This window comes from Chengkuizengella marina, assembly GCF_009910845.1.
GTDB lineage: Bacteria > Bacillota > Bacilli > Paenibacillales > KCTC-33759 > Chengkuizengella > Chengkuizengella marina.
The window spans coordinates 18,578-42,578 of the sequence record NZ_SIJB01000026.1 but is presented as its reverse complement, the minus strand read 5'-3'; the positions used below and the strand labels follow the sequence as shown (position 1 = coordinate 42,578).

Here is a 24,001-nt window from a genome sequence, read left to right as displayed (position 1 = left end):
GTTATCGTTCCTCCTTGGCTAAACGAATGCCACTAAATTGCCATCTTTTATCCGGGTGGAAAAAATTACGGTAAGTTGTTCGAATATGATTGCAAGGAGTAGCACTGGACCCACCACGCAAAACCATTTGGTTACTCATGAATTTGGCATTGTATTCTCCTAAAGCACCTTCTTGTCTGGCACTTTGTGGATAAGGAGTATAAGGGCTTGACGTCCACTCCCAAACTGTACCGAAAATTGTTTTATCTGATTCGTACCTTTCATTAAAAAGAAGATTTTCTAGAAACTTTCCTTCCACTGGCGTATTTTGAAATGCATGTTCCCACTCTTGTTCGGTAGGGAGGCGGTAACCGATCCATCTTGCATAAGCATCGGCTTCATAAAAGCTAATATGTGTAACAGGTTGTTCTTTTACAATGGGTTTTAATCCAGAGAGTGTAAATTGAAACCAAGTTCCGTTTATACATTCCCAATAAAGTGGTGATTTCCACTTTTGTCTTGTGACAGTTTCCCAACCATCAGAAAGCCAGTTTATGGCTTCCTCATAACCGTTATCTTTGATAAATTCAAGATACTCACCATTTGTTATGGGTCTGTTGGCGATCGAAAAAGGATATAGATAGTGTTTGTGAGCAGGTTGTTCATTATCGAATGAAAAATTATTGTTATTAGTTCCAATCGTCGTAGTTCCCCCCTCAAAATACATCCATTTTAGAGGCAGGATAGACGAATAATCCGATGGGTTATCAATACCTTCTTTATAAGCAGGTTTTAAAGGGTTAATTGAGAAATTATATTTAAGATCAGTAATTAAAAGTTCTTGATGCTGCTGTTCATGGTGAATACCTAATAGAATTAAGGAGCAGAGCTTTTCATCTAACTCATCACTTTGCTCTAATAGTGCAATGATTTCTTCATCGACTGCACTTCGGTAATCTAATACTTCTCTTACAGTTGGTCGAGAAATAAGACCTCTTTTTGATCTAGGGAACGGTTTGCTCAATGTTTCATAGTAGGAATTAAACAACCTTCTTGCATCTTTTAAGTAATAGTTATAGCCAGGTTTATAATTCATTAAAATAAAGTCTTCAAAAAACCAGGTTGTATGGGCTAAATGCCATTTGGGAGGACTTACATCTACCATCCCCTGCATACCAAAATCCTCAATTTCTAAGGGTTTAACGATATGTAGTGTTAAGTTTCTCGTATACTGGTATTTTTCTAACAAAAGATTATTTCTATTTGTTTGAATATGGATAACGACCCCTCCTTTTGGTAAATTGAATTAACAGCATATAGTAACTAAGAGAATATATGAATTCTACACATATATTATGAACAAATATATAATCTTACTAAATTACTATGAAGGTTGAAGTACTTAATGCTATGTTACATCATATCCAGCATTCTCATAATGGCTTGGTAACTTAAATGAAGACCAAATCCTAGTATAATGAGACTTGCAACAAGTGAGATCCTTTTCAATGTGCTTGGGTTAAGTGATTTTCTTCCAAAGTGAACGATGAGAGCTAAATTTAAGTTCCACAATCCGATCCCTATAAAAACAGCACTACTGATAAAAAATGCCTTTATTTTGTTGTCATCGTTAAAGGTTTCACTTAACACTGATCCATATATACCCAACCAAAAAAGAATATTTAGGGGGTTAAAAGCAGCAATAAACACTCCTGTTAAAAATGAATTCATTAATCCAGTACTAGAGTTGATAGAGTGCCATTCATTAGTCATTATCGATTCTTTTTGTTTTATTAAACTTTGTAGACCTGTATGCATCAATACCACCGCTCCGAAAATAATGAAAGTAAGCTGAACCCCATCTAAGGTTAATAGTCGAGCAAGTCCTTGATACATGAAAAACATTAAGGCACAATCAGCAGTCATTCCTCCTGCACCTACAAAGAGTGACGGCCAGAATCCTTGAGATAATCCTCTTCTAAGAATTTCAATATTAATTGGCCCAATGGGTGCTGCGATGGATAACCCGAGAATTATATGTTTAATTAAAAGTAAGGACATCTTTTTACGCTCCTTTATAGCCTGTCTTTATAGTAACTAGTTATATTAGAAGATTGTAATATTATGACAAGAAACAATCATAAATTGTATGACCATACCAACAAATGCATTAAAAAGGTGGTTAAATAGATGTGATTTCACTTTATTAGTAATTTGTTTTAAATTTTTTGATTTTTTCTTTTCATTTATAGGTACATATTTAACACCTTCATCATAAACATTGCATTATGGAGGTGTGATTAATGGGCTATCAAGAATATGGAATACCCGAATCACTAGTAGAACGTGTGAAGAAAAAATTGCAAAACGATGTATACTTAGAACGAGTAAAAAAAGCGTTAGATGGTGTAGCAAAAAAAGATTTGCAAAGTCGTACAAAAGTGAAATCTCTTTTACAAAAAGTATCAAGAATTTTAGGGATCAAAGTTGACACAGCAACAAGCAATAAAATCATTAATTTTGTAATTGATCAAAAAATTGATCCGAATAATACATTTCATATGATAAAGTTGTGGGGAATGTTTAGGTAAGAACTAATGAAATAATGACCATTTATATCCCTCTTATGTGTTTGATAGAGATGGTTTTTTTTAAAAAAACCCGTAGATTCATCTTTCCTTCTTGGAATACTTACAGTCAAACCAATACCTTATCTTATTACATCCATTTGGATGTAATTTTTTTTATAAGTAAACAAATCGAAAGAATGTTTGACATTCTACAGACAAATAAATATAATGTTTATAAATATATAAACAAAATAATAATAAATCTATATATATTTAGATAATAATGAAAGGTGTTTATAAAATGAAAAATTTAGACCTATTTTGGAATGCGCCACTAGAAGAAATGAAATGTGGATTTAAAGAAGAAGAGGAAAATTATAAATGTTTGCTTTGTGGGGAAAAAATTGAGAAAGGAATTATTTATCCCAACGAGGGGATTTTGTATGATGCTAGTAAGTATATACGCATTCATATTGATCAAGTGCATCAATCGGTATTTCATTATTTAATTGCTATGGATAAAAAAATTACGGGTTTAACCGATCATCAAAACACATTACTGCGACTCTTTTTTGAAGGGAAAAATGATAAAGAAGTTCAGAAGGAAACTGGAATAGGAAGTACTTCAACGATTCGAAATCATCGTTTTGCTTTAAAAGAGAAGGAACGTCAGTCAAAAGTTTTTTTAGTGATGATGGAGCTTTTAAAAGAAAATGAAAAAAATGGATCTAATTTTGTTATTCCTCATAAAACAGCAACCATGGTGGACGATCGTTATGTTGTTACTGAAAAGGAGAGCGCAGATATTATAAAAAAATACTTTTCTGAAGGTACTGATGGTCCTCTAAAAACATTTTCAATGAAGGAAAAGCATAAATTGGTTGTCCTTAGAGAAATCGTTAAAAAAATTGAAAGTAAACGAATCTATACAGAGAAGGAACTGAATCGAATTTTGTCTGCAGTGTATGATGACTATGTAACTTTAAGAAGGTATTTAATTCAATATGGTTTTTTAGACAGAAAATCAGATGGAAGTGAGTATTGGCTGAAGGAGGGAGAAGAGATGTTGAATAGAAAAGAAGCGGTACAAACCTATATGGATACAAAATTGGAAGCGGGTGTGTATCAGATTAAAAATAATCAAAATCAAAAGGTTTTTATTGGTAGCAGTATGAATTTGAAATCTATGAACGGGAAACAATTTCAACTGGATATGGGCAGTTATCCTATTAAAAAATTGCAAAATGATTACAAAAAGTATGGGAAAGAGGCGTTTTCTTTTGAAGTATTAGAGCTTTTAGAATATAAAGAGGATGAACACTTAGATAAATGGGATGCCTTAAAAAAACTTGAAGAAAAATGGCTGAATGAATTACAACCTTATGGAGATAAAGGGTATAACACGAAAAGGTCAAGAAAATAATTTAACAGAAAAATTGAATTCTATCAAATTGTGAAAGGAGGTGAAAAAATAATGAGCACAGGACAAGAATTAATTTCAGAAAAAGAAGTGAAGGAACAAAAAAATGAAAAGGAACATGATAAATTAACAAAAAGTATATTTGACGGTCCGATTGTCCCCATTAGTTTAAAACTAGCGGTTCCTATATTAATCGGTAATGTTGTAATGACTAAGAAATCCCGTTTTATGTTTTTGTGACATTCGGGATTTCTACATTTAACAGTATGTTAATGCTATCTCTTTTGTTTTTTCATTCTGTTTTGTAATTTCCGCACGTCTAGGCATTGGATCCCATTCTTCTTTTTTATCTAACCAAGTATTTGGAAGTATTTTTGGACTTTCTTTTTGCCATTGTTGAATCCACGCTTCAGGCAGTATAAGGTTTGGTTTTTCTATAAGAGAATGGATTAATGGGTGTTCTGACATCACCATCCATAGCAGACTCCAGGCCCTTGGTACAACACGATAAATATCGTATCCTCCGCCACCAAGTGCGATCCATTGTCCGTTGCAGTATTCATGAGCCAGGTTATGAATGATTTGAGGCATTTTTAGATAAATATCCATGCTGCAATGTATGTGTGAAAGAGGATCATAAACATGGGCATCACAACCATGTAAGCTGACAATGACATCTGGTCTGAAGCTTTTCACAATTCTTTCCAATGTTTCACTGAAACATTTCAGCCACGATTCGTCCTCTGTATACGGTTCCATAGGAAGGTTTAAATTAAATCCAAAACCGCTATCTTCTCCTCGTTCGGTAACATACCCTGTACCTGGGAATAAGTATTTCCCTGTTTCATGTATTGAGAAAGTGAAAACTTCTGGATCTGCGTAAAAAGACCATTGAACTCCATCTCCATGATGAACATCTGTATCTACAAACAATACCTTTGCTCCATAATTTTTACGGATGTATTGAATGGCAATTGCAGCATCGTTATATACACAAAAACCAGCAGATCTATCTGGCATCGCGTGATGCAATCCTCCTCCTAAATGAAGAGCGTGTGAATATTGTCCTGACATGACTTGTTTACTTGCTTCTATTGACCCTCCAGCTACAATAGATGTAATTTCATGCATGTTTATAAAATAAGGTGTGTCGCCTTTATCAAGTCCAAACTTTTCAGCTTGTGACAATGCTTTTGTGGATGGGGAGGGTGAACTTAATCCTTTCACGGCTTGAATAAATTCAGTTTGATGTACAGCATGAATAGATTCATCTGAAGCTGGATTTGGAGTGATTATATTCTCTTCATTTAAAGCACCGGATTTTTTTAGTAGATCTATCGTTAAAGTTAGACGCTTCTGATTAAATGGATGATGTTCATTAAATTTATAGTTTAAGGTCTGAGGATGATAAATAAATGCTGAATTTATACTCACTTTACTTAGCTCCTTTTAGCTTCTTTTGGTTATTGTTCTACGAAATTTCTAACTGACAAAGTTCGCTTCACTTTTGTGGTTTTAGGTTTATGGGGTCCCCGAAAAGTATTCCCCAGTTAAGATCACACCACGTCCATGTGGCCAATCATAAACTGTCACCTCCATGTGACAATTCTGGCACCAGCACATCCTTGAGCTGGCTGAACACTGGCACCAGTTCATCCAAGAACTGGGGATAAACATAGAAGTATTACTTCACTTTTTGGGGTTTTGCTATGTGTCCGGCCCCCGCAAAAGTAATAGGACTAACCTACAAAGCTTCTCTTCACTTTTGTGGGTATCTTAGTACATGAAACGTCGTTGGAAACGGACTTTATCAAATTTTTCCTCTGAACTCATTGGCACGTTTTTTCCTATGCGTACCATTAAACAGTTTGCAGGATGTGAACAGATTTCAGGATCATCTGTGGCGTACCATGTCATTCCAGCAGATTCCATCAATCTCTCCATCATTTTTCTATAATCCCAAACACTTAAGCCGCTGCCTTTTAAATCCCAGTGCCAGTAATATTCTGTCGTAAATACTATATAGTTTTCCATTTGATTTTCAAAAAAAGCATGTTGAATCATCTTTTTACCCAAACCGTAAGATCGATAGGGGAAAGCGACTTCTATAGCACCCAGTTCTATTAAATCTTCCATATTTCCTTTTGACCATCTTTCTAATTCATCAGCATAGTGGAAGGTAACGTAACCTACGACGATATTTTCGTTTCGAGCAATGATGATTCTACCTTCTGGCAAATCGGTAATTTCTATTAGTGCTTTTTGTTGTTCTTCAGGCTCACGAAAGGCAACTAAATGTTCATGCATAGTTAACTCTCTTAATTCGGCTGAAGAAACTGGACCTTCTATGTAAATTGTTTTATCTTTAAATTTTAATTCTTGTTGATGAGGGATTTTTATATGTTCCATACTGATTCCCCTTTCAAAAAATAAATCCTTATTATCATTTTACAGTTATTTTATGCAAATAGGAATTAAATTTAATAAAAGAATGTATACAATCATATTGACCAATAAACTTTCATAGACTAAAATTATATTAATCGTAATGATAACGATTAAGGGGTGGAATGTTTGGTATTTGAGTGGGGAGAAAAAAATATAACGATGTTTCAAAATTTTAAAACTATTTTTTTGAGTATTCTATTAGAAGCATTTCCTTTTATATTACTAGGAGTTTTAGTGTCTTCGCTGTTAAGTGTGTTTGTTTCTGAAAAAATGATTGCCAAAATGATTCCTAAAAATCCAATACTTGGGGTTATTGTTGGTTGCTTTCTTGGTTTAATTTTTCCACTTTGTGAATGTGGAATGATTCCTATCGTTAGAAGGTTGATGTTGAAAGGAATGCCTCTTTACATAGGTACAGTATACATATTGTCAGGACCTATCATTAATCCTATCGTATTCGCTTCCACATATATGGCGTTTCGCAATCAACCAGAAATAGCTTATTCTCGTATGGGATTAGCTTTTGTAACTGCTTTTATCATAGGACTAATCATATATAAATTTATTAAAATAAATCCTTTGAAAAACAAGCGGTCTTTAAATGTCAATGAACATTTACATATACATCATCATCATTCCCAAAATGTTAAAAGTAAATTTATCTCTGTTTTAGCTCATGCATCAGAAGAATTTTTTGAAATGGGTAAGTATTTAATTTTTGGTGCTTTGATTACAGCTATCATCCAAGTTACTGTAAGTCGTGCTGAGCTTGTTGAAATTGGACAAGGACAATGGAGTTCCTATTTATTTATGATGGGATTAGGGTATATTTTATCGTTATGTTCTACTTCAGATGCATTTATTGCTTCTTCTTTTGCAACGACTTTCTCTGCAGGTTCATTATTATCATTTTTAGTATTTGGACCGATGCTTGACTTGAAAAATACACTGATGATGTTATCAGTATTTAAAACAAGATTTATTGTTGTATTATCTTTACTTATCTTTATCATCGTTCTCTTTAGTTCTATTTTCATTCAGCATTTATTATTTGCTTAGGAGGGGGTTTAGTAAATATGAGTCGTATTCATCATTTTATTAAAGGGTTTATATTTTTAGGATTTTTTGTTTATATTGTATTTCTTGATAAAAAAGGGGACCTTCAGTTGTATATTGCTCCCCGTATGGAAATCTATGTAAAGTTAGCTGCACTTGGATTGTTTATTGTTGCTTTATATCATATTTATTATTTTTTCATGAAGAAAGATCAACATGGTGTTCACTGTAACTGTGGGCACAGCCATACAACTCCGTCTTCTTTTAAAAGCTTGATTGTTTACTCCGTTTTTTTAATGCCCATTCTTTTAGGTTTTTTAACTCCCGATACAATTTTAGGAAGTCAAATGGCAGAGCAAAAAGGGGTTAATTTTAGTTCAGCAAACTCTTTAAAAACTGATGAATCTAACGAAATAACACAAAAAGTGGAGTCAGAAGATATATCTTCAAAGAATGAAATGAATAGTGATGATTTCAATAATGCAAATCCCAAAAATGATATGTTAAATGGAGTAGAGATTATTATTGAAACATCATACCCTTACACAGACGATGAGACGGAGGAGTTAACAGAAGTACAACCCCAAGAAAGCATAGTGGATCCATCATCAAAAACAATGACAGAGCAGTCTGAAGAAGATTTAGATTCATTATTTGCTTCTGAAATCTTCACAGAAGTGTATGCAAATTATGGAAAACAAATTTATACCCAAGATATCATCCAGGTGCAAGAAGACATTTATATTGAAACCTTAACAACATTGGATTTATTCTTGGATGCGTTTATAGGGAAAAAGATTGAAATCAGTGGATTTATATTTCGAGCGGATGGTATGAATGAGAATGAATTTGCTGTAGGTCGTTTTGCAGTTCAATGCTGCTCAGCTGATGCTTCACCTTATGGTGTGTTTTTGGAATATAATGATGCAGAAAGTTGGGCGGATGACGAATGGGTTACGATTATTGGAACGATTGATAAAACAACATTTAATGACTTTGAGATTATGAAAGTAAACGTGAAGGAAATCATTAGAATTGATACTCCTGCTGAACCGTATGTATATCCTAATTATAATTTTGGTTTATAGAATGGTTTTCTTATTTTTCCACATTTGTTTATATAACTACCACTTTTCCGTTGATTTTTGGTCAAATTTCCGTAAAGTGTATGCACGTAAATAAGCTTTGCTACATATGGGTTTATCGCTTTCTGTAAAAATTAACCGGTTGAATTAAGAATATATGTTCGATATATTGAATACAATAAGTATAGGAACATATATTCTATTTAGGGTGATGAAGAAATGCATAAAAAAGAGCGTGTAATTATGCTGGTTGACTGTCAGTCATTTTACGCTTCGGTTGAAAAGGCAGCACATCCGCAATATAAAAATAAACCTGTTGTAGTGGCCGGAGATCCTGCACGAAGATCAGGTATTGTTCTGGCAGCTTGTCCATTAGCAAAGAAAAAAGGGGTGGTGACAGCGGAACGATTGGGGGAAGCGATGGGAAAGTGTCCCGATTTAATCGTGTTAAAACCTCAAATGCAATTCTATATTGATGTTTCTTTTCAAATTACTCGACTTTTGGAAACTTTCACCGATTTAGTTGAACCTTATTCTATTGATGAACAGTTTCTAGATCTTACAAATACACAGCATTTATTTGGCGCACCAGAGTATATAGCTGAGCAAATTCAAGAAAAAATTATGGATGCTACGGGCGTATACACCAGAATAGGGATCAGCTATTGTAAGGTAGTTGCAAAAATGGCGTGTGATAACTTTGCTAAAAAAAATAAAAAAGGAATTTTCGGGCTTCCTAAAAAAGATTTGCAAGCTGTGCTTTGGCCCTTGCCCATCCACAAACTGTTTTTAGTAGGTTCTCGAATGAATACACATTTATTGCGTTTGGGGATTCACACCATAGGAGATTTAGCAAATACACCACTTTCTAAACTTCGAGAAAAATGGGGAGTGAACGGAGAGTTACTTTGGAAAATTGCTAAGGGCCTGGATGCTTCTCCAGTAACCCCTCAAACCCACGAAATGCAAAAAGGAATTGGACACCAAATGACATTACCGAGAGATTATTGGAGCAAAACTGAGCTTGAGGTAATTTTACTAGAGTTAACAGAGTTGGTTTGTCGCAGGTGCCGCACGAAAGGTTATATGGGATCTGTTATTTCTGTAGGATGCAGAGGAGCTAATTTTGATCGTCCTACTGGGTTTCATAGACAGAAAAAAATAGCAGCTCCAACAAATGTAACGAATGAAGTATATGAAACTGTTCGCCAGTTATTTTATACACATTGGGACGGTTCACCTATACGTAGTCTCGGGGTTTCTTTAACGCAGTTAGTTAGTGATCACGAATTTCAATTGAGCTGGTTTGATCCATTTGAAAAAGATCGTTCGTTGGAAAAGGCAACAGATGGGTTAAAGGACAGGTATGGGGATGCCATTATTATGCGAGCAGTTTCCGTGGCTGAAGCGGGTCAAGCTAAAGATAGAGCGGCTAAGATTGGAGGGCATTATAAGTGAGTAAAAAGTTAGAGGGAAATGGCTTGTGGGAATCTAGCCGAATGATGCTTCCAGAGCACAAAGAGCGTATTAATTTGTATAATGAACAACGTAAGAAGAAAAAGAAACCACAACTTATAGACGAACAAGTTGGGATCATATCACAACGTTTATCAGATTCAATGATGGATGATGAAGAGATTACAATAGAGATATTTAATGAAAATGGAAAAAATCAATTTGTAACAGGAATAGTCAGCAAGATGGATTCTGCAATAAGGCGTATTAAATTACAATGTTATAATGATGATTGCCAATGGATTCAATTTGATAACATCATGGATGTGAAATGAAATAAATAAGTTTCTTTTTTTGACAAAAAACATTTGTAATTGTGGAAATTTATTATATGAATTCAGGAGAAGTCTTGCCATCAGACGTTGCGGATTTGTAATAAAAATATAGTGGTAATAAAAGAGCAGTTCTGTTATTCTAATATTAAGTGATTCACGTGAGTCAATTTTACTAGATTTGACTTATAAAATGGAGATATTTCTCTAAAACTCATGTACATCAATTTTCGACAAAAATGAACCACGTGAGTTGGATGAATCAAACGGTTTTTTATTTTTTCCCCATTAGCTGCTGACACTTATGTTAGTAGCTCTCTTTTTAAGTTTTAGATGGTTATTTTGAGGATACAGAAAAAACGCAGGTATTATCCTGCGTTTTTTTCTTTTGGTACCTGTTCTCACAGGTACCTCATGGGAGAGGAGAAACCGGATGAAGAGCTTATGGGGAAACGTAAGTCTTCTCCGCGGTTATCTACGACATTTTTGATGCCGTTAATTTTAATTTTTGCCCTTTTTTGAGAAAATATACATAAGAATGACCAACTATTTGTGCATGTATTTTAAAGACATGCAGAATATGATACGATAGCAACGTACATATTTAATGAAAATGTAATAAGCAGGTGAATGTGTTGAGAGTGATATCGGGAGTCTCTAAAGGTAGAAAGTTAAAAGCGGTTCCAGGGATTCATACGAGGCCAACTACCGATAAAGTAAAGGAAGCAATATTTAGTAGGATAGGTCCCTATTTTTCAGGTGGGACTGTATTGGATTTATTTGCAGGTACAGGAGCATTGGGTATAGAAGCGATCAGCAGGGGGATGGACCGAGGAATTTTTATAGATATTAACCCAAAAAGCATAGAAGTAATTAAAGGAAATATTAGTGCCGTAGGGCAGACTGGACAAGCAGAAGTGTATCGAAATGATGCAAAAAGAGCTCTGAAGGTTTGTGCAAAACGTAAATTGAAATTTGATTTAGTATTTTTAGATCCTCCTTATAAATTAGAAATGACGGAGGATATTTTGCAACAAATGGACTCGCTTTCCCTTTTTCAAAATGGTGCTATCGTTGTTGTAGAACATGATGCGGTACATACATATAACAGTCACATAGGAAAACTAAAAAACGACCGTAGGTTAGTTTATGGTGATACTGCTGTTACGGTATATGATTATGATAGTGAATGAATAAAATGAGGTGTTGAAAAATGCAGAAGAAGCAAAGTATAGCTGTATATCCTGGGAGTTTTGATCCCGTTACATATGGACATCTAGATATTATACACCGGGCTGCCAAGCAATTTGAGACTTTAGTAGTTGCAGTGTTGAATAATGCTAAAAAAAATCCCCTTTTTACTGTGGAAGAACGGAAGAATTTACTTTATCATGCTACTCGTGATCTGCCTAATGTAGAAATTGATAATTTTCACGATTTACTGACCAACTATATGAAATCAAAAAAAGCACAGATCATCGTTCGAGGTTTACGAGCGGTTTCTGATTTTGAATATGAATTGCAAATGGCCTCTACAAATCGAAAATTAAACGAGAACGTGGAGACCTTTTTTATGATGACAAACCCACAATATTCTTATTTAAGCTCAAGTATCGTAAAAGAAGTGGCTAAATATGATGGGGCAGTTACTGACCTCGTCCCAATAGAAGTGGAAATAGCAATGAGAGAAAAGTTTAAGCACACTAAAATGTGAAGATGTTTTTAATTCTATTGTAATAGTATGATTGTGGGAATGATCGTTTCTTGTCAAACGAATTTATGGAAAACGGCTTTAAAAATTGAGATTATTATAGATAGAAAGAGCATTGTGCACAATAGGATGAGTATAAAAATAAATGTACTTTCCCAAATAGACCAAACTGTGTTAGAAGTTTCCACGTATTTAGGAGCGGTGTTTAAAAAACTAGGTTCAACATTAGAAAATAAGATTTGATACGGTTTCCAAAGTAAAAATGTTAATGCAAAGGAAAATAGTGCTTGCAACATTCTAGATACGAAAAACGAACGATAACGTAAATCTGTATTTTGAATGAGGCTTTTAACCTGTAGATGAACGGAAAAACCGCTCCAAGCTAACAAACTACAAATCAAAGCAATTTGCCAAATAAAAGGTATCGATTGTGCTGTGCTAATTTGATATGCACCAAGATTTAATTCAAACCATCCGGTAGTGATGGAAGCTAATGTATTATCAGAAAGATTGGTGATTTTAAAAAAATGTGTTAGTAACTTATTTATTAGAAGCAAAAAGTTTGTTAAGGTAATCATCTTGATAATTACGGCAAACAACATCATGGTGCCACCGATCATTAACAAGTTTTGTATAGAGGAAATAACAGCATCACCAAGTAATTTACCAAATGTTCTTCCATCCTGTTGATGTGCTTGAAACATTGCCCTTATACTTCTTATAATGAAATGATTGTTCTCAGTCAAAAGTTTATTTGAAGTGTCTCCATAATATAATCGGAGTACAAATCCTAGTAATAATAATGAAATAAAATGAATGGTCATAATGAATAAACCAAGCTGCATGTGATGAAAAAAACCTATAGCAATGACATTGATAATAAATATGGGACTGCTTGAGTGAGAGATAGCAAGTATTTTTTCACCTTCATCTCTTGTTATTAGATTTTGTTGTCTTATATTTGATGTGATCTGAGCACTAGATGGATATCCTACAGTCCACCCCATTGCAAGTGCCCATCCTCCTACCCCTGGTACTTTAAATAAAAACCTCATTAGTGGTTCCAACCAAACTCCAAACATACGAATTACACCAAACGCGATTAAAATTTCAGATAAAATGAAAAAGGGGAGTAGTGATGGGAAAACAATTTTCCACCAAATATTTAATCCTTGTAATGAGGATTGAAAAGCCTCTTCTGGAAATATAATAATAAATAGAACAAGGAAGGCTGCACACATGGCTAGTAAAAATGTAAAAAAGCGATGATTCATGTTAAAATTCAATCGTGACATGCTTTTTCACCTCATTTGCTTTACAATGGTACATGTTTACGCTAAAGTTTGTCCAAATAGACCATCTGGGAGGAAATTGAAAATGGAGCATCAGAAACATAAAAATAGGGATATGAAAATTTCTAAAAACATCAAGTTTTTTCTCATCGCTTCCGCCATTTTATACATTATATTTTTAATGCCAACACCCTATGTTGTTTATGAGCCAGGATCTGCTGAAATATTAGAACCGATGGTTAATGTGGAAGATGGTTATGTTGATGCAAAGGGGGCATTCATGTTAACTACGGTGCGCATGAATTACAGCAATGTTTTTTACTATTTATATTCTTTTGTTAATCCTCACGCAATAGTGGTGAAAAAAGAAGATATCTTTAGAAATGAGACAGAAGAAGAGTATTTGGAAAGACAAACATTTAACATGATTAATTCACAAAGCAATGCTATTAAGGTAGCTTACAATAAGGCAGGAATTGCTTATGAATCTATTATAGATGGTGTTGTAATTTTAGGCGCAGTGGAGGGGTTTCCTGCGGATGGTGTATTACAATCTGGGGATAAAATAATATCAGTTAATGATCAACACATTAAAACCACTGAGGATATATATTCAAGTGTTGGAAGAAATCAGGTCGGTGATTTGATCTCAATTACATATGAAAGAGAAGAGCAGAATGAGACAGTTCAATTAACATTAGTGGATCTTCGGAGTGATAATGAGGTTTCAGAAGGAGTCAAAGAAAAACCAGGCATAGGCATTTATTTAGCTGACTTACAGCACATTATTGATTCAGGTAATATTAGAGGACCATCTGCAGGGTTAATGTTTTCACTTGAGATATATAATCAGCTAGTACGTGAGGACATTACACAAGGTCTCCTCATAGCTGGTACAGGTGAGATTTATGCAAATGGTCAGGTTGGAGCTATCGGGGGAGTTGATCGTAAGATTGTAGCGGCTGATAAGGAAGGGGCCGAAGTGTTTTTCGTACCTGAAGAGAATTTTGAAGTAGCTTCTGAAAAAGCACAAGAAATTAAGTCAGATATGGATGTAGTAACTGTAAAGACCATGGAAGAAGCGCTGGAATATTTATACCAGCTATCTCCTAGTCACCCTTAAAGGGTAGTCATTCATTGCTTCAAAATGAGTGGCGGTTGATAGTAATCCTGGAACATCTCTTTAGCAGATGGATTTTGATAAGAAAGTGAATATATGGAGGTTGCACGTATGTCCATCTCTAAAAGTGATGTATGATTTTTATTTACTTTTGTTATAATGGGTACTTTTGAGGTTTTCTTCATTTTCTTTAACAAATGTTGTCCTTTATCTGAAAATCCTAGTACCCTTAAATAAGGGGTGCCTTTTTTCAATTTATCGATTGTGATATCAGTTTTGTAATGATTGAGTAATATGCGAAGCAATGTGCGTTGCAGCTTTGTTCTTGTATATCGTTTTGTTTTTAATAAATCTAATAATTTTGTAACTGAAAAAGATGAATCAGAATGTAGTTCAGGCAATGTTTGTTTGAGTCTGTTTTCTAATCCTTCTGTGACTTCAAAATAATGTGAACATTCAGTTGGTGTAATACTTAGTAATTTATATAATAATTGATCCTTTAAACACTCCCAATCGATAGGTCCGCGACCAGATTGAAATTCACGTTGCAGCACCTCATAAGTATAATTTGGCATATATTGAGAAAAGTAAGATTGATTTTGTTTTTCAAAAATGAGTTTGCGAATAGCCGTAGCACTAGCAATTCGTTGGTCAGTCACCTCTTGTTGATGATAACCTGCTTTCTGTCTTGTTATAGTTAGAGGTTGGATACTACTATTTAAGCGTTCAATTGCAATTAGGTAATGTAAACCTAAAGTGTTATTAGGCTGAGATAAGTCCATATGTTCAGATTTTTCAAAAGGTAATATTTTTTGAATGGCTGAAGTATATGCGGCTGGATAATTTATTCCTTTTTTTAATTGCTGTTTTACTTCTACTCCAAATCTAACGGGTTCTTCCTTTAATTTTTTGGCTAATGTCTGTAATATTTCCAACTCACCACTTTCACTGCCAAAACATAAATGATCTACGATCCCTGTCGCATCCAAGGCGGAAATTGCACCGAATGCAAACCATTCAGCAGGTTGGGAAGAATAAATAACAGGAAGTTCAATGACTAAATCAGCCCCCATATGTAAAGCCATTTCTGTACGAGCCCATTTGTTTACTATCGAAGGCTCACCTCGTTGCAGGAAATTTCCACTCATTACTGCAATTACAGCATCTGCGTTAGATATTTTTTTAGATTGTTCAAAGTGATATTCGTGTCCATTATGTAATGGATTGTATTCAACTATAATGCCAACGGTTGTCATATACTCCCACCTTCAATTTATAGGAACTTATAGTCCTAAAAAGCATGTTTAATTATGTTCTTAGATATTTCATCACTTTTTAGGGTACTTTTAATATAACATGGAGGAAATATTGTTGACAAAACACAAAATAAATCGCTATAATAAACTTTGTCTGTTTGAGGTGGTTCTTTATGTCAATAATGATTAATTTACGTGATCTAGTTACAAAAAAAGATCCAATAGTCATACAACAATCTTTGTCTGTTGCGGATCTAATTTCAAATCACAAAGAAATTTTGGATATTACACCTTTAGAGGTGGATTTACAAGTGAAAATGGATTTTGAAGTGGCTCGAGTATGGGGAATATGTAATGGTCAAATTCGTTATGTTTGTTCCAGATGTTTAAAAGAATATAATAAAACACTTCAAATTAACATACAAGAGGCTTTAACACAAAATTCAGAAATTGCAAAATCTGATCCTGAGGAAAGTATTCAGCTAGTTACATCTGATGAGGTTGATATTGAACCTTACATTAGAGAATCATTTTTATTGGAGCTTCCATATGCACCGATCTGTGAGGAAACGTGCGAAGGGTTGTGCCCTACATGCGGGATTAATAAAAATGAATCATCCTGTACTTGTAAACAGGATCAAATTGATCCTCGTTTAGCTAAATTAAAAGACTTTTATGTCGAATAATGAATGACATCGAATTAAGGAGGTGGAGAATCATGGCAGTACCTCAAAGGAGAACATCTAAAACTCGTCGCGATAAGCGCCGTACTCATTTTAAATTAGAAGTTCCAGGTATGGTGAAATGTGAACAGTGTGGGGAGTTAAAACTTTCTCATCACGTATGTAAAACATGTGGAACGTATAAAGGAAGAGAAATTGCAGCAAAATAATTTTATTTTTATAAAAAATAGTACTTCATTACGTTGAAGTACTATTTTTTTCTTCACTTTTGTGATAAATTTATATATACTACTTTTAGTATCAGGTAATAATTTTTGGTGGTGATGAGAATCGGACGGATTCCAAAACAGAAGCGGTTATTGGAATTAGCAAATGAAATTGAACATAATCCATTTATAACCGACGAACAACTTACAAAGAAATTTAATGTTAGTATCCAAACAATAAGGTTAGATCGGATGGAGCTTGGTATTCCTGAGCTGCGAGAAAGAATAAAATTAATGGCAGAAAAATCGTATGATAAAGTGGTTTCACTTCAAATTGATGAAGTCATTGGGGAAGTAGTTGATTTACAGTTAGATAAAAGCGCAATCTCCATTTTTGAAATCAATGAAGAACATGTTTTTGCCAAAACAAAAATAGCTCGAGGTCATCATATATTTTCACAAGGTAATTCATTAGCGATTGCAGTTATAGATGATGAGGTAGCATTAACGGCGTCAGCGGATATTCGATTTGTACGATCAGTGAAATTAGGAGAAAAATGTATTGCTAAAGCTTATGTACGGAATGATTCGTTGAATCGAGACAAAGTAAACGTAGATGTGTTTACTTATGTAGGCAATGAGCTTGTTTTTGAAGGAAATTTTGTCATCTTTCGTTCAGATCATAAAAAATAATTAATGAGGGGAGTGACTCCGATGAAAATCGCGATTGATGCGATGGGTGGAGATCATGCACCTGAGGTAAATGTAAGGGGCGCGATGTTAGCCACTAAACAATGGAAAGATATTGAAATTATTTTAGTGGGTGATTCTAAACAAATTGATCCATTACTCGATACGACTTTTCCCAATATTACAGTTAATCACACTGATGAGATGATTTCAGGGGATGAAGAGCCTGTCAGAGCAGTACGTCGTAAAAAAAACTCATCTATGGTATTAGCAGGGAAAATGGTAAAGGATAGAAGTGCTGACGCGATGATTTCTTCAGGAAATACAGGGGCATTAATGGCAACTGGATTGTTGGTTATGGGTCGTATTCCCGGTGTTGAAAGACCTGCTTTAGCTCCTATGTTACCTACGATGGACAATGTTGGTTTGCTTGCTTTAGATTTGGGAGCCAATATGGATGCTTCAGCAGAGCATTTAGTACAATATGCAATAATGGGAAATATATACAGAACAAAAATTCATGGTATGGACTCTCCAAGAGTTGGACTGCTTAATGTAGGCACCGAGAAGGGAAAGGGGAGTGAGATTACAAAAGAGGTTTATCCACTGCTTGAGCAACTTCCCATTAATTTTATAGGGAATGTAGAAGCAAGAGATGTATTGAATCGAAACTGTGATGTACTTGTATGTGATGGATTTGTAGGTAACATATTATTAAAAGCGATGGAAGGTACAGCGAGTAATGTTTTTTCTGTTTTGAAAGTTGAATTAACGAAAAACTTACTGCGAAAAGCAGCTGCAGCTATTTTAAAATCCAGTTTGAGTGCTTTTAAAAAGAAGATGGATTATACCACTTATGGTGGTGCACCCTTATTAGGAGTAAATGGTGTATGTATTAAAAGCCATGGTTCCTCAGATGCAAATGCAGTAAAAAATGCTATCGGTCAAGCTAGAAATGCTATTGAAAAAAAGCTAGTGGATTCAATTGCCTCTGAAATTAGAAATGAGGGTAATAATAGATGATTTCAGTTGGAATTATTGGAACTGGAAAGTATGTTCCTGAAAAAATATTAACAAACAAAGATTTAGAGAATATAGTTGAAACGAATGATGAGTGGATTAAAACACGTACTGGAATTGAGGAAAGAAGAATAAAATCTGAAAACCAAGCAACTTCAGACCTTGCATTAAAAGCAGCTGAAGAAGCTTTGAAAAATGCAGGAATAAATGCTGAGGATCTTGATCTTATCGTTGTTACAACAGTGACACCTGACATGATTTTTCCCTCTACTGCTTGTATATTACAAGATAAATTAGGGGCCAAAAAGGCAGCGGCTTATGATTTATCTGCTGCCTGTTCAGGATTTATTTATGGCTTAGCGAATGCGTCTAATTTTATTGCGAATGGTACATATAAACATATTTTAGTAGTAGGTGCAGAAAGTTTGTCAACATTAACAGACTATACAGATCGTAATACCTGTGTTTTATTTGGAGATGGAGCAGGAGCTGTTGTACTTGGACCTGTTGCCAATGATAGAGGCTTTCGTTCTTTTGAGCTAGGAGCTGATGGCTCAGGTGGCGATTTGCTAAAAGTTGAAGGAGGGGGCTCGAGATATCCATCTTCTATACAAACAATTGAAAATAAATTACATTACATTTCGATGGAAGGAAGGGAAGTTTTTAAATTTGCAGTTCGAATTATGGGTTCAGCAGCTGAAGAAGCTTTGAAAAAAGCAGATTTAAATAAATCGGACATTGACTTATTAGTTCCTCATCAAGCCAATATCCGTATCATACAAGCGGCTTTGGATCGATTGGAATTGTCTGAGGAAAAATGTGTTGTTAATTTACAAAATTATGGTAATGTATCCGCTGCTTCCATACCTATTGCCTTAGCTGAAGCTAATGAGCAAGGAAGAATAAGCGAAGGTGACTGTATTGTACTTGTTGGTTTTGGTGGTGGATTAACATGGGGTGCTTCCGTAATTATTTGGTAAGAAGAAAAACCCCCCTTTCTCGGTGAAAACGGATCTTTTTAACACCATATTTTTAGGAGTTGATTAAATGGGAAAAATTGCATTTGTTTTTCCAGGACAAGGTGCCCAAACTGTTGGAATGGGGTTAGATGCTTATGAACAACATGAGGGCGCTAGGCAAATTTATGATAAAGCAGATGAAATATTAGATTTTAAACTGACAGATTTAATATTTGAAGGTCCTGATGAAAAATTAAGACTTACTTATAATACCCAACCAGCTTTGCTTACGACAAGTATGGCATTGTATGAAGTTTTTAAAGAGGTGGGAGTCCATCCTGATTTTGTAGCAGGACATAGTTTAGGAGAATATACCGCTTTAGTTGCTACAGAGGTAATGAGCTTTGAAGATGCCGTAAAAATTGTACGCTTACGTGGTGAGTTTATGGATCAAGCAGTACCTGAAGGTAAAGGAACGATGGCAGCAGTTCTTGGTTTAGGGAGAGAGCAGTTAGAGAAATTATGTAAAGAAGTTAGTGAAAATGTAGGATTAGTTGAAATGGCAAATATTAATTGTCCTGGACAAATTGTTATCTCTGGTACAACAGAAGGTGTTCAAGAGATTATTGACAAAGGGAAAGAAGCAGGAGCTAAAAGATTGTTACCGTTGGAAGTAAGTGGACCTTTTCATTCTTCTCTTATGAAGGACGCAGCTGATAAGCTTTCAGTGGAATTGAGTCAAATCACCCTGAATAGTCCAAAAGTGCCTGTTGTAGCAAATGTAACGGCGAAAACGGTAACACATCCAACAGAAATCCAAAAGTTATTAGTTGATCAAGTATATTCTCCAGTACTTTGGGAAGACAGTATTAATTACCTACTAGAACAAGGGGTTGATACGTTCTTTGAGATTGGTTCTGGAAAAGTACTAGCAGGATTAATTAAGAAGATTAATCGTAAAGTGAAAGTGATTTCTATTAATAACATGAAATCATTAGAAGATTTTAAAATGGAGGGATTACATGCTTAAGGGGAAAGTTGCTTTAGTAACAGGGGCTTCTCGTGGTATTGGGAAAGCCATTGCCTTATCTCTAGCAGAAGCAGGTGCAGATATCGTTGTCAATTTTGCAGGAAATGAAAAAGCAGCTGCTGAAGTTGTAGACACTATAGAAGATTTCGGGCAAAAAGCGATTAAAATTAAAGCGAATGTTTCTCAGGTTTCTGAAGTTAGTGATATGTTCAAAAAAACGATAGAAACATTTGGTAAGATTGATATTTTGGTGAATAATGCTGGCATAACAAGGGATAATTTGTTAATGCGTATGAAAGAAGATGAATTTGATCAAGTCATTGATATCAATTTAAAGGGTGTCTTCAACTGTATCAAAGCGGTATCAAGACCTATGATGAAACAGCGTTCAGGTAGAATTATTAATATTTCTTCCGTTGTAGGGGTATTAGGGAATGCAGGGCAAGCTAATTATGTTGCTGCAAAAGCGGGTGTTATCGGTTTAACTAAATCAGCTGCTAGGGAATTGGCTCCACGTGGAATTACTGTAAATGCAGTCGCACCTGGGTTTATTGAAACAGATATGACAGATCATTTAAAAGGAGATTTGGAAGAAGGGATATTAAGTCAGGTTCCACTAGCAAGAATGGGACAACCTGCTGAAATTGCAAATGCAGTAAAATTCCTAGCTAGTGATGAATCTTCTTATATTACTGGTCAAACATTACATGTAGATGGTGGAATGTATATGTAAATAAAAAGCATATGGAAATTTTAGTTGATTTTAAGTATAATACCATGGAGGAGGTGAACTGAATGTCAGAATTAATGGATCGCATTAAGAAAATTATTGTTGATCGTCTTGGTGTTGATGAAGCTGAAGTTACTCCCGAAGCATCTTTTAAAGATGATTTAGGTGCAGATTCTTTAGATGTAGTTGAGTTAATCATGGAATTAGAAGATGAGTTTGAAATGGAAATTTCTGATGAAGATGCTGAAAAAATTAATACCGTAGGTGAAGTTGTGAATTACATAGAATCACATAAATAATTGAACCTTATATAATTTAATTAGAATCTTCAAGTCCCGTTCATTAACGGGACTATTATCTATCATTTTATAGTTGTAAATGATGTGAATGAGGGAAAAACTAATCGGGATCTGTGAAAGGTCATGAATAGATGATTTTATATTTGTAATAAATGTATATAGCGAACTAACGTTTGTGACAAAGTAACTTATATGGTATAATTAACCTTATGGCATTAAATTACATATACTTAGGAATGTCTAAGTAATCATTTATTTTCTACTAATTTAGTAACATATTTCATTAACAAGAAGCTCTTACCGTTAATCAACTGCATTGTTGACGAGAAGCTTACTATGTTTTATATAGAGGTGTGAATTTTATGAAGCAAAGAGTTGTGATCACAGGTTTGGGTGTAACTTCTTCCCTTGGTTCTAATTTAGAATCATTTTGGAACAATCTATTAGAGGGGAAATCTGGAGTTTCTATCATCGAATCCATCGATGTCAGTGATTTGAGTACTAAAATTGCTGCTTCTATAAAAGACTTTAATCCTGAAGATTATATGGAGAGAAAAGAAGCACGTAAAATGGATCGATTTGTACAATTAGCGATTGCAGCAGCTACCCATGCTTTAGAAGATGCTAATTTAAATGTCAAAGAAGATACGAATCCTGAAAGAACAGGCGTCATCGTTGGTTCAGGTGTTGGAGGACTGCAAACGTGGGAAGAACAACATACAATATTGCAAAATAAAGGTCCAAAACGTGTCAGTCCATTTTTCATCCCTATGATGATTGCAAATATGGCATCAGGTCAGATATCTATTCGTACGGGTGCAAAGGGACCTAATACAACTCCAGTTACAGCTTGTGCTACAGGGACACATTCTATTGGTGATTCCTTTAAATTGATTCAACGAGGGGATGCCGACGTCATGATTTGTGGTGGAGCAGAAGCTCCAATTACATTAACAGGTGTGGCTGGATTTTGTGCATTACGTGCAATGTCAACAAGAAATGATGAGCCTGAAAAGGCAAGCCGTCCTTTTGATACTGGTAGAGATGGTTTTGTCATGGGCGAGGGCGCTGGAGTTTTGATTTTAGAGTCTTATGATCATGCTGTGAAGCGAAATGCAAAAATATATGGTGAAATTATCGGTTATGGAATGAGTGGAGATGCATATCATATCACTGATCCTAATCCAGATGGTGCAGAAAGATGTATGAAAAATGCACTGAAAGATGCTGATATTCAACCAAATAAAATAGATTATATTAATGCCCACGGGACCTCCACTCCAGTTGGAGATATCTCAGAAACAAATGCGATTAAAGAAACCTTTGGAGAACATGCGTATCAATTGGCTATAAGCTCCACTAAATCAATGACAGGTCATTTATTAGGAGCAGCAGGAGGCCTAGAAGCAGTTATTACTGCATTGACTTTAAAGCACGGTATGATTCCACCTACTATAAATTTAGATGATCAAGATCCTGAGTGTGATCTGGATTATACCGCAAATGTAGCTCGTAAATCTGAGGTTGAAGTGGCACTATCTAATTCATTTGGTTTTGGTGGACATAACGCTAGTATTATTATGAAAAAATATGAATGAAAAAAGTAGCAATATTTAGGACAGATTAGCTCTAAAGTTAAATCTTATATGTAGTTTTACTTTTAATCGTTTAGGTGGTGAAATATATGAATCAGGATTTGAAACAATTACAGACAAAGTTGGATATCTTTTTTAAAAATCAAAAATTATTGAAGCAAGCATTTACTCATTCATCCTATGTGAATGAGCATCGCTTATCTAAATACGAAGATAATGAAAGATTAGAATTTTTAGGTGATGCAGTACTTGAATTAACGATCTCTGAATATTTATTTCAAACCTATCGACGATTACCAGAGGGAGAGTTAACAAAACTAAGAGCTTCAATTGTTTGTGAGCCATCTTTAGAAAAATTTGCATCAGCTTTAGATTTTGGTGCATATGCATTTCTCGGTAAAGGAGAAGAGTTAACGGGTGGAAGAGCAAGACCTGCTTTGTTGGCAGATCTATTTGAATCCTTTATGGGAGCATTGTTTCTTGATCAAGGATTAGAAGCAGTGAAATCATTTTTAGAAAAGTATATTTTCCCTAAGTTATCAAGCGAAGGTAAACCGCAATTAAAAGACTACAAAACACAACTTCAGGAATTTACACAACAGCATAATATGGGTGCAATAAAATATAAGATCATAGATGAAAGTGGTCCTGCTCATGAAAGATTGTTCGTATCTGAAGTTAGCATGAATGACACATCTTTAGGTAAAGGTACAGGGCGATCAAAAAAAGAAGCAGAACAACAAGCTGCTTCCAAAGCACTTATAAAATTAAATTATAAATGATTTTTTTTAAAATTCATCGATCGATGAGCGTTTATAGAAACCGTCAATTAAAATTTTATTAGAAGGGCTCCTCAAGTATAAAAAACTTGATGGTGGCTCTTTTCATTTTAAGACCCGCAAAAGTAGTCGGTCGATTAAAACCAGCCACGTCCATGTGGCTAACATCCGACACCAGTTCTTCCTAAACTGGGAACTCAAAACTTTTGGGCTTGTTGTTATGGGGTCCCCGAAAAGTATTCGGATATTACATCTATGAATCTAGTTCACTTTTTGGGGTGAAATT

At 34.8% G+C, this 24,001-nt stretch carries 26 protein-coding genes; 20 read left to right on the top strand and 6 right to left on the bottom strand.

Annotated elements, in window-relative coordinates; all coding sequences use genetic code 11:
- Position 1: 1 nt before the first annotated feature.
- Complete coding sequence (egtB, locus tag ERL59_RS11695) at positions 2-1,228, bottom strand: ergothioneine biosynthesis protein EgtB (protein WP_201763544.1); 1,227 nt, start codon at positions 1,226-1,228, stop codon at positions 2-4.
- A gap of 164 nt (positions 1,229-1,392) precedes the next feature.
- The gene (locus ERL59_RS11690) at positions 1,393-2,040 is read right to left on the bottom strand and encodes a LysE family translocator (protein WP_160646406.1); all 648 of its coding nucleotides are present in this window, start codon (positions 2,038-2,040) and stop codon (positions 1,393-1,395) included.
- A 242-nt stretch (positions 2,041-2,282) separates the two neighbouring features.
- Here ERL59_RS11690 and ERL59_RS11685 point away from each other — a divergent pair, with 242 nt between their 5' ends.
- From ERL59_RS11685 to ERL59_RS11675, 3 genes are all read left to right on the top strand, one after another.
- Entirely contained in the window at positions 2,283-2,570 is a 288-nt protein-coding gene (locus tag ERL59_RS11685) for a stage VI sporulation protein F (RefSeq protein WP_160646405.1), read from the top strand.
- Between the two features lie 280 nt (positions 2,571-2,850).
- On the top strand, positions 2,851-3,972 hold the full coding sequence (locus ERL59_RS11680) for a DUF2087 domain-containing protein (protein WP_160646404.1): 1,122 nt from the start codon (positions 2,851-2,853) through the stop codon (positions 3,970-3,972).
- A 51-nt stretch (positions 3,973-4,023) separates the two neighbouring features.
- The gene (locus ERL59_RS11675) at positions 4,024-4,209 is read left to right on the top strand and encodes a hypothetical protein (protein ID WP_160646403.1); all 186 of its coding nucleotides are present in this window, start codon (positions 4,024-4,026) and stop codon (positions 4,207-4,209) included.
- Between the two features lie 18 nt (positions 4,210-4,227).
- Here ERL59_RS11675 and ERL59_RS11670 read toward each other — a convergent pair whose 3' ends face one another.
- Together ERL59_RS11670 and ERL59_RS11665 are read right to left on the bottom strand one after the other, a co-directional pair.
- Positions 4,228-5,403 (bottom strand): acetoin utilization protein AcuC, encoded by a 1,176-nt coding sequence (locus ERL59_RS11670; protein ID WP_160646402.1) that lies wholly within the window; start codon positions 5,401-5,403, stop codon positions 4,228-4,230.
- A gap of 342 nt (positions 5,404-5,745) precedes the next feature.
- Entirely contained in the window at positions 5,746-6,378 is a 633-nt protein-coding gene (locus ERL59_RS11665) for a GNAT family N-acetyltransferase (RefSeq protein ID WP_160646401.1), read from the bottom strand.
- A 165-nt stretch (positions 6,379-6,543) separates the two neighbouring features.
- Between ERL59_RS11665 and ERL59_RS11660 the strand changes: the two genes are divergently transcribed.
- From ERL59_RS11660 to coaD, 6 genes are all read left to right on the top strand, one after another.
- Positions 6,544-7,476: a permease gene (locus tag ERL59_RS11660; protein WP_235929869.1), complete on the top strand. Its 933-nt coding sequence runs from the start codon at positions 6,544-6,546 to the stop codon at positions 7,474-7,476.
- A 17-nt stretch (positions 7,477-7,493) separates the two neighbouring features.
- The gene (locus ERL59_RS11655; RefSeq protein ID WP_160646400.1) at positions 7,494-8,561 is read left to right on the top strand and encodes a TIGR03943 family putative permease subunit; all 1,068 of its coding nucleotides are present in this window, start codon (positions 7,494-7,496) and stop codon (positions 8,559-8,561) included.
- A gap of 240 nt (positions 8,562-8,801) precedes the next feature.
- The gene (locus ERL59_RS11650; protein ID WP_235929868.1) at positions 8,802-10,016 is read left to right on the top strand and encodes a DNA polymerase IV; all 1,215 of its coding nucleotides are present in this window, start codon (positions 8,802-8,804) and stop codon (positions 10,014-10,016) included.
- Positions 10,013-10,348: a YolD-like family protein gene (locus ERL59_RS11645; protein ID WP_160646398.1), complete on the top strand. Its 336-nt coding sequence runs from the start codon at positions 10,013-10,015 to the stop codon at positions 10,346-10,348. The genes ERL59_RS11650 and ERL59_RS11645 overlap by 4 nt, the downstream gene beginning before the upstream one ends.
- Positions 10,349-10,977: 629 nt before the next feature.
- On the top strand, positions 10,978-11,538 hold the full coding sequence (gene rsmD / locus ERL59_RS11640) for a 16S rRNA (guanine(966)-N(2))-methyltransferase RsmD (RefSeq protein WP_328699945.1): 561 nt from the start codon (positions 10,978-10,980) through the stop codon (positions 11,536-11,538).
- Between the two features lie 20 nt (positions 11,539-11,558).
- Positions 11,559-12,059: a pantetheine-phosphate adenylyltransferase gene (gene coaD, locus ERL59_RS11635; protein ID WP_160646396.1), complete on the top strand. Its 501-nt coding sequence runs from the start codon at positions 11,559-11,561 to the stop codon at positions 12,057-12,059.
- 53 nt (positions 12,060-12,112) lie between these two features.
- Here the strand turns inward: coaD and ERL59_RS11630 are convergent, their stop codons facing one another.
- Positions 12,113-13,351: a nucleoside recognition domain-containing protein gene (locus ERL59_RS11630; protein WP_160646395.1), complete on the bottom strand. Its 1,239-nt coding sequence runs from the start codon at positions 13,349-13,351 to the stop codon at positions 12,113-12,115.
- Between the two features lie 82 nt (positions 13,352-13,433).
- On the opposite strand from ERL59_RS11630, the gene ERL59_RS11625 reads away from it, so the two are divergent.
- On the top strand, positions 13,434-14,471 hold the full coding sequence (locus ERL59_RS11625) for a YlbL family protein (RefSeq protein WP_160646394.1): 1,038 nt from the start codon (positions 13,434-13,436) through the stop codon (positions 14,469-14,471).
- An 11-nt stretch (positions 14,472-14,482) separates the two neighbouring features.
- On the opposite strand, the gene ERL59_RS11620 is transcribed toward ERL59_RS11625, so the two are convergent.
- Positions 14,483-15,724 carry a nucleotidyltransferase gene (locus ERL59_RS11620; protein ID WP_160646393.1) on the bottom strand — a complete coding sequence of 414 codons (1,242 nt, stop codon included), beginning with the start codon at positions 15,722-15,724 and terminating at the stop codon, positions 14,483-14,485.
- Between the two features lie 173 nt (positions 15,725-15,897).
- On the opposite strand from ERL59_RS11620, the gene ERL59_RS11615 reads away from it, so the two are divergent.
- The 10 genes from ERL59_RS11615 (at position 15,898) to rnc (ending at position 23,718) form a co-directional block, all read left to right on the top strand.
- Positions 15,898-16,410 carry a YceD family protein gene (locus ERL59_RS11615; RefSeq protein ID WP_160646392.1) on the top strand — a complete coding sequence of 171 codons (513 nt, stop codon included), beginning with the start codon at positions 15,898-15,900 and terminating at the stop codon, positions 16,408-16,410.
- A gap of 32 nt (positions 16,411-16,442) precedes the next feature.
- On the top strand, positions 16,443-16,616 hold the full coding sequence (rpmF, locus tag ERL59_RS11610; protein ID WP_160646391.1) for a 50S ribosomal protein L32: 174 nt from the start codon (positions 16,443-16,445) through the stop codon (positions 16,614-16,616).
- Between the two features lie 114 nt (positions 16,617-16,730).
- Positions 16,731-17,306 carry a transcription factor FapR gene (fapR, locus tag ERL59_RS11605; protein ID WP_160646390.1) on the top strand — a complete coding sequence of 192 codons (576 nt, stop codon included), beginning with the start codon at positions 16,731-16,733 and terminating at the stop codon, positions 17,304-17,306.
- Between the two features lie 21 nt (positions 17,307-17,327).
- Positions 17,328-18,326 carry a phosphate acyltransferase PlsX gene (plsX, locus tag ERL59_RS11600; protein WP_160646389.1) on the top strand — a complete coding sequence of 333 codons (999 nt, stop codon included), beginning with the start codon at positions 17,328-17,330 and terminating at the stop codon, positions 18,324-18,326.
- Positions 18,323-19,303 (top strand): beta-ketoacyl-ACP synthase III, encoded by a 981-nt coding sequence (locus tag ERL59_RS11595; RefSeq protein ID WP_160646388.1) that lies wholly within the window; start codon positions 18,323-18,325, stop codon positions 19,301-19,303. Before plsX ends, ERL59_RS11595 begins: the two co-directional genes overlap by 4 nt.
- 67 nt (positions 19,304-19,370) lie before the next feature.
- On the top strand, positions 19,371-20,312 hold the full coding sequence (gene fabD / locus ERL59_RS11590; protein ID WP_160646387.1) for an ACP S-malonyltransferase: 942 nt from the start codon (positions 19,371-19,373) through the stop codon (positions 20,310-20,312).
- Positions 20,305-21,045 (top strand): 3-oxoacyl-[acyl-carrier-protein] reductase, encoded by a 741-nt coding sequence (gene fabG / locus ERL59_RS11585; protein WP_160646386.1) that lies wholly within the window; start codon positions 20,305-20,307, stop codon positions 21,043-21,045. Before fabD ends, fabG begins: the two co-directional genes overlap by 8 nt.
- Positions 21,046-21,107: 62 nt before the next feature.
- Entirely contained in the window at positions 21,108-21,341 is a 234-nt protein-coding gene (acpP, locus tag ERL59_RS11580) for an acyl carrier protein (RefSeq protein ID WP_160646385.1), read from the top strand.
- Positions 21,342-21,703: 362 nt separating this feature from the next.
- Positions 21,704-22,939, top strand: a complete 1,236-nt coding sequence (fabF, locus tag ERL59_RS11575) for a beta-ketoacyl-ACP synthase II (RefSeq protein WP_160646384.1) — start codon at positions 21,704-21,706, stop codon at positions 22,937-22,939.
- Between the two features lie 86 nt (positions 22,940-23,025).
- Positions 23,026-23,718: a ribonuclease III gene (gene rnc / locus ERL59_RS11570; RefSeq protein ID WP_160646383.1), complete on the top strand. Its 693-nt coding sequence runs from the start codon at positions 23,026-23,028 to the stop codon at positions 23,716-23,718.
- The last annotated feature ends 283 nt before the right edge of the window (positions 23,719-24,001 follow it).

What these genes read in the sequence shown, in the direction of transcription:
- ERL59_RS11680 (WP_160646404.1), top strand. Translation starts at nt 2,851, where the DNA reads ATGAAAAATTTAGACCTATTTTGGAATGCGCCACTAGAAGAAATGAAA.
- rnc (WP_160646383.1), top strand. Translation starts at nt 23,026, where the DNA reads ATGAATCAGGATTTGAAACAATTACAGACAAAGTTGGATATCTTTTTT.
- ERL59_RS11665 (WP_160646401.1), bottom strand. Translation starts at nt 6,378, where the DNA reads ATGGAACATATAAAAATCCCTCATCAACAAGAATTAAAATTTAAAGAT.
- ERL59_RS11675 (WP_160646403.1), top strand. Translation starts at nt 4,024, where the DNA reads ATGAGCACAGGACAAGAATTAATTTCAGAAAAAGAAGTGAAGGAACAA.
- ERL59_RS11690 (WP_160646406.1), bottom strand. Translation starts at nt 2,040, where the DNA reads ATGTCCTTACTTTTAATTAAACATATAATTCTCGGGTTATCCATCGCA.
- ERL59_RS11630 (WP_160646395.1), bottom strand. Translation starts at nt 13,351, where the DNA reads ATGTCACGATTGAATTTTAACATGAATCATCGCTTTTTTACATTTTTA.
- coaD (WP_160646396.1), top strand. Translation starts at nt 11,559, where the DNA reads ATGCAGAAGAAGCAAAGTATAGCTGTATATCCTGGGAGTTTTGATCCC.
- ERL59_RS11615 (WP_160646392.1), top strand. Translation starts at nt 15,898, where the DNA reads ATGTCAATAATGATTAATTTACGTGATCTAGTTACAAAAAAAGATCCA.
- fabD (WP_160646387.1), top strand. Translation starts at nt 19,371, where the DNA reads ATGGGAAAAATTGCATTTGTTTTTCCAGGACAAGGTGCCCAAACTGTT.
- rpmF (WP_160646391.1), top strand. Translation starts at nt 16,443, where the DNA reads ATGGCAGTACCTCAAAGGAGAACATCTAAAACTCGTCGCGATAAGCGC.
- ERL59_RS11595 (WP_160646388.1), top strand. Translation starts at nt 18,323, where the DNA reads ATGATTTCAGTTGGAATTATTGGAACTGGAAAGTATGTTCCTGAAAAA.
- ERL59_RS11650 (WP_235929868.1), top strand. Translation starts at nt 8,802, where the DNA reads ATGCTGGTTGACTGTCAGTCATTTTACGCTTCGGTTGAAAAGGCAGCA.
- fabG (WP_160646386.1), top strand. Translation starts at nt 20,305, where the DNA reads ATGCTTAAGGGGAAAGTTGCTTTAGTAACAGGGGCTTCTCGTGGTATT.
- ERL59_RS11620 (WP_160646393.1), bottom strand. Translation starts at nt 15,724, where the DNA reads ATGACAACCGTTGGCATTATAGTTGAATACAATCCATTACATAATGGA.
- ERL59_RS11685 (WP_160646405.1), top strand. Translation starts at nt 2,283, where the DNA reads ATGGGCTATCAAGAATATGGAATACCCGAATCACTAGTAGAACGTGTG.
- fapR (WP_160646390.1), top strand. Translation starts at nt 16,731, where the DNA reads ATGAGAATCGGACGGATTCCAAAACAGAAGCGGTTATTGGAATTAGCA.
- ERL59_RS11655 (WP_160646400.1), top strand. Translation starts at nt 7,494, where the DNA reads ATGAGTCGTATTCATCATTTTATTAAAGGGTTTATATTTTTAGGATTT.
- acpP (WP_160646385.1), top strand. Translation starts at nt 21,108, where the DNA reads ATGTCAGAATTAATGGATCGCATTAAGAAAATTATTGTTGATCGTCTT.
- fabF (WP_160646384.1), top strand. Translation starts at nt 21,704, where the DNA reads ATGAAGCAAAGAGTTGTGATCACAGGTTTGGGTGTAACTTCTTCCCTT.
- ERL59_RS11625 (WP_160646394.1), top strand. Translation starts at nt 13,434, where the DNA reads ATGGAGCATCAGAAACATAAAAATAGGGATATGAAAATTTCTAAAAAC.
- plsX (WP_160646389.1), top strand. Translation starts at nt 17,328, where the DNA reads ATGAAAATCGCGATTGATGCGATGGGTGGAGATCATGCACCTGAGGTA.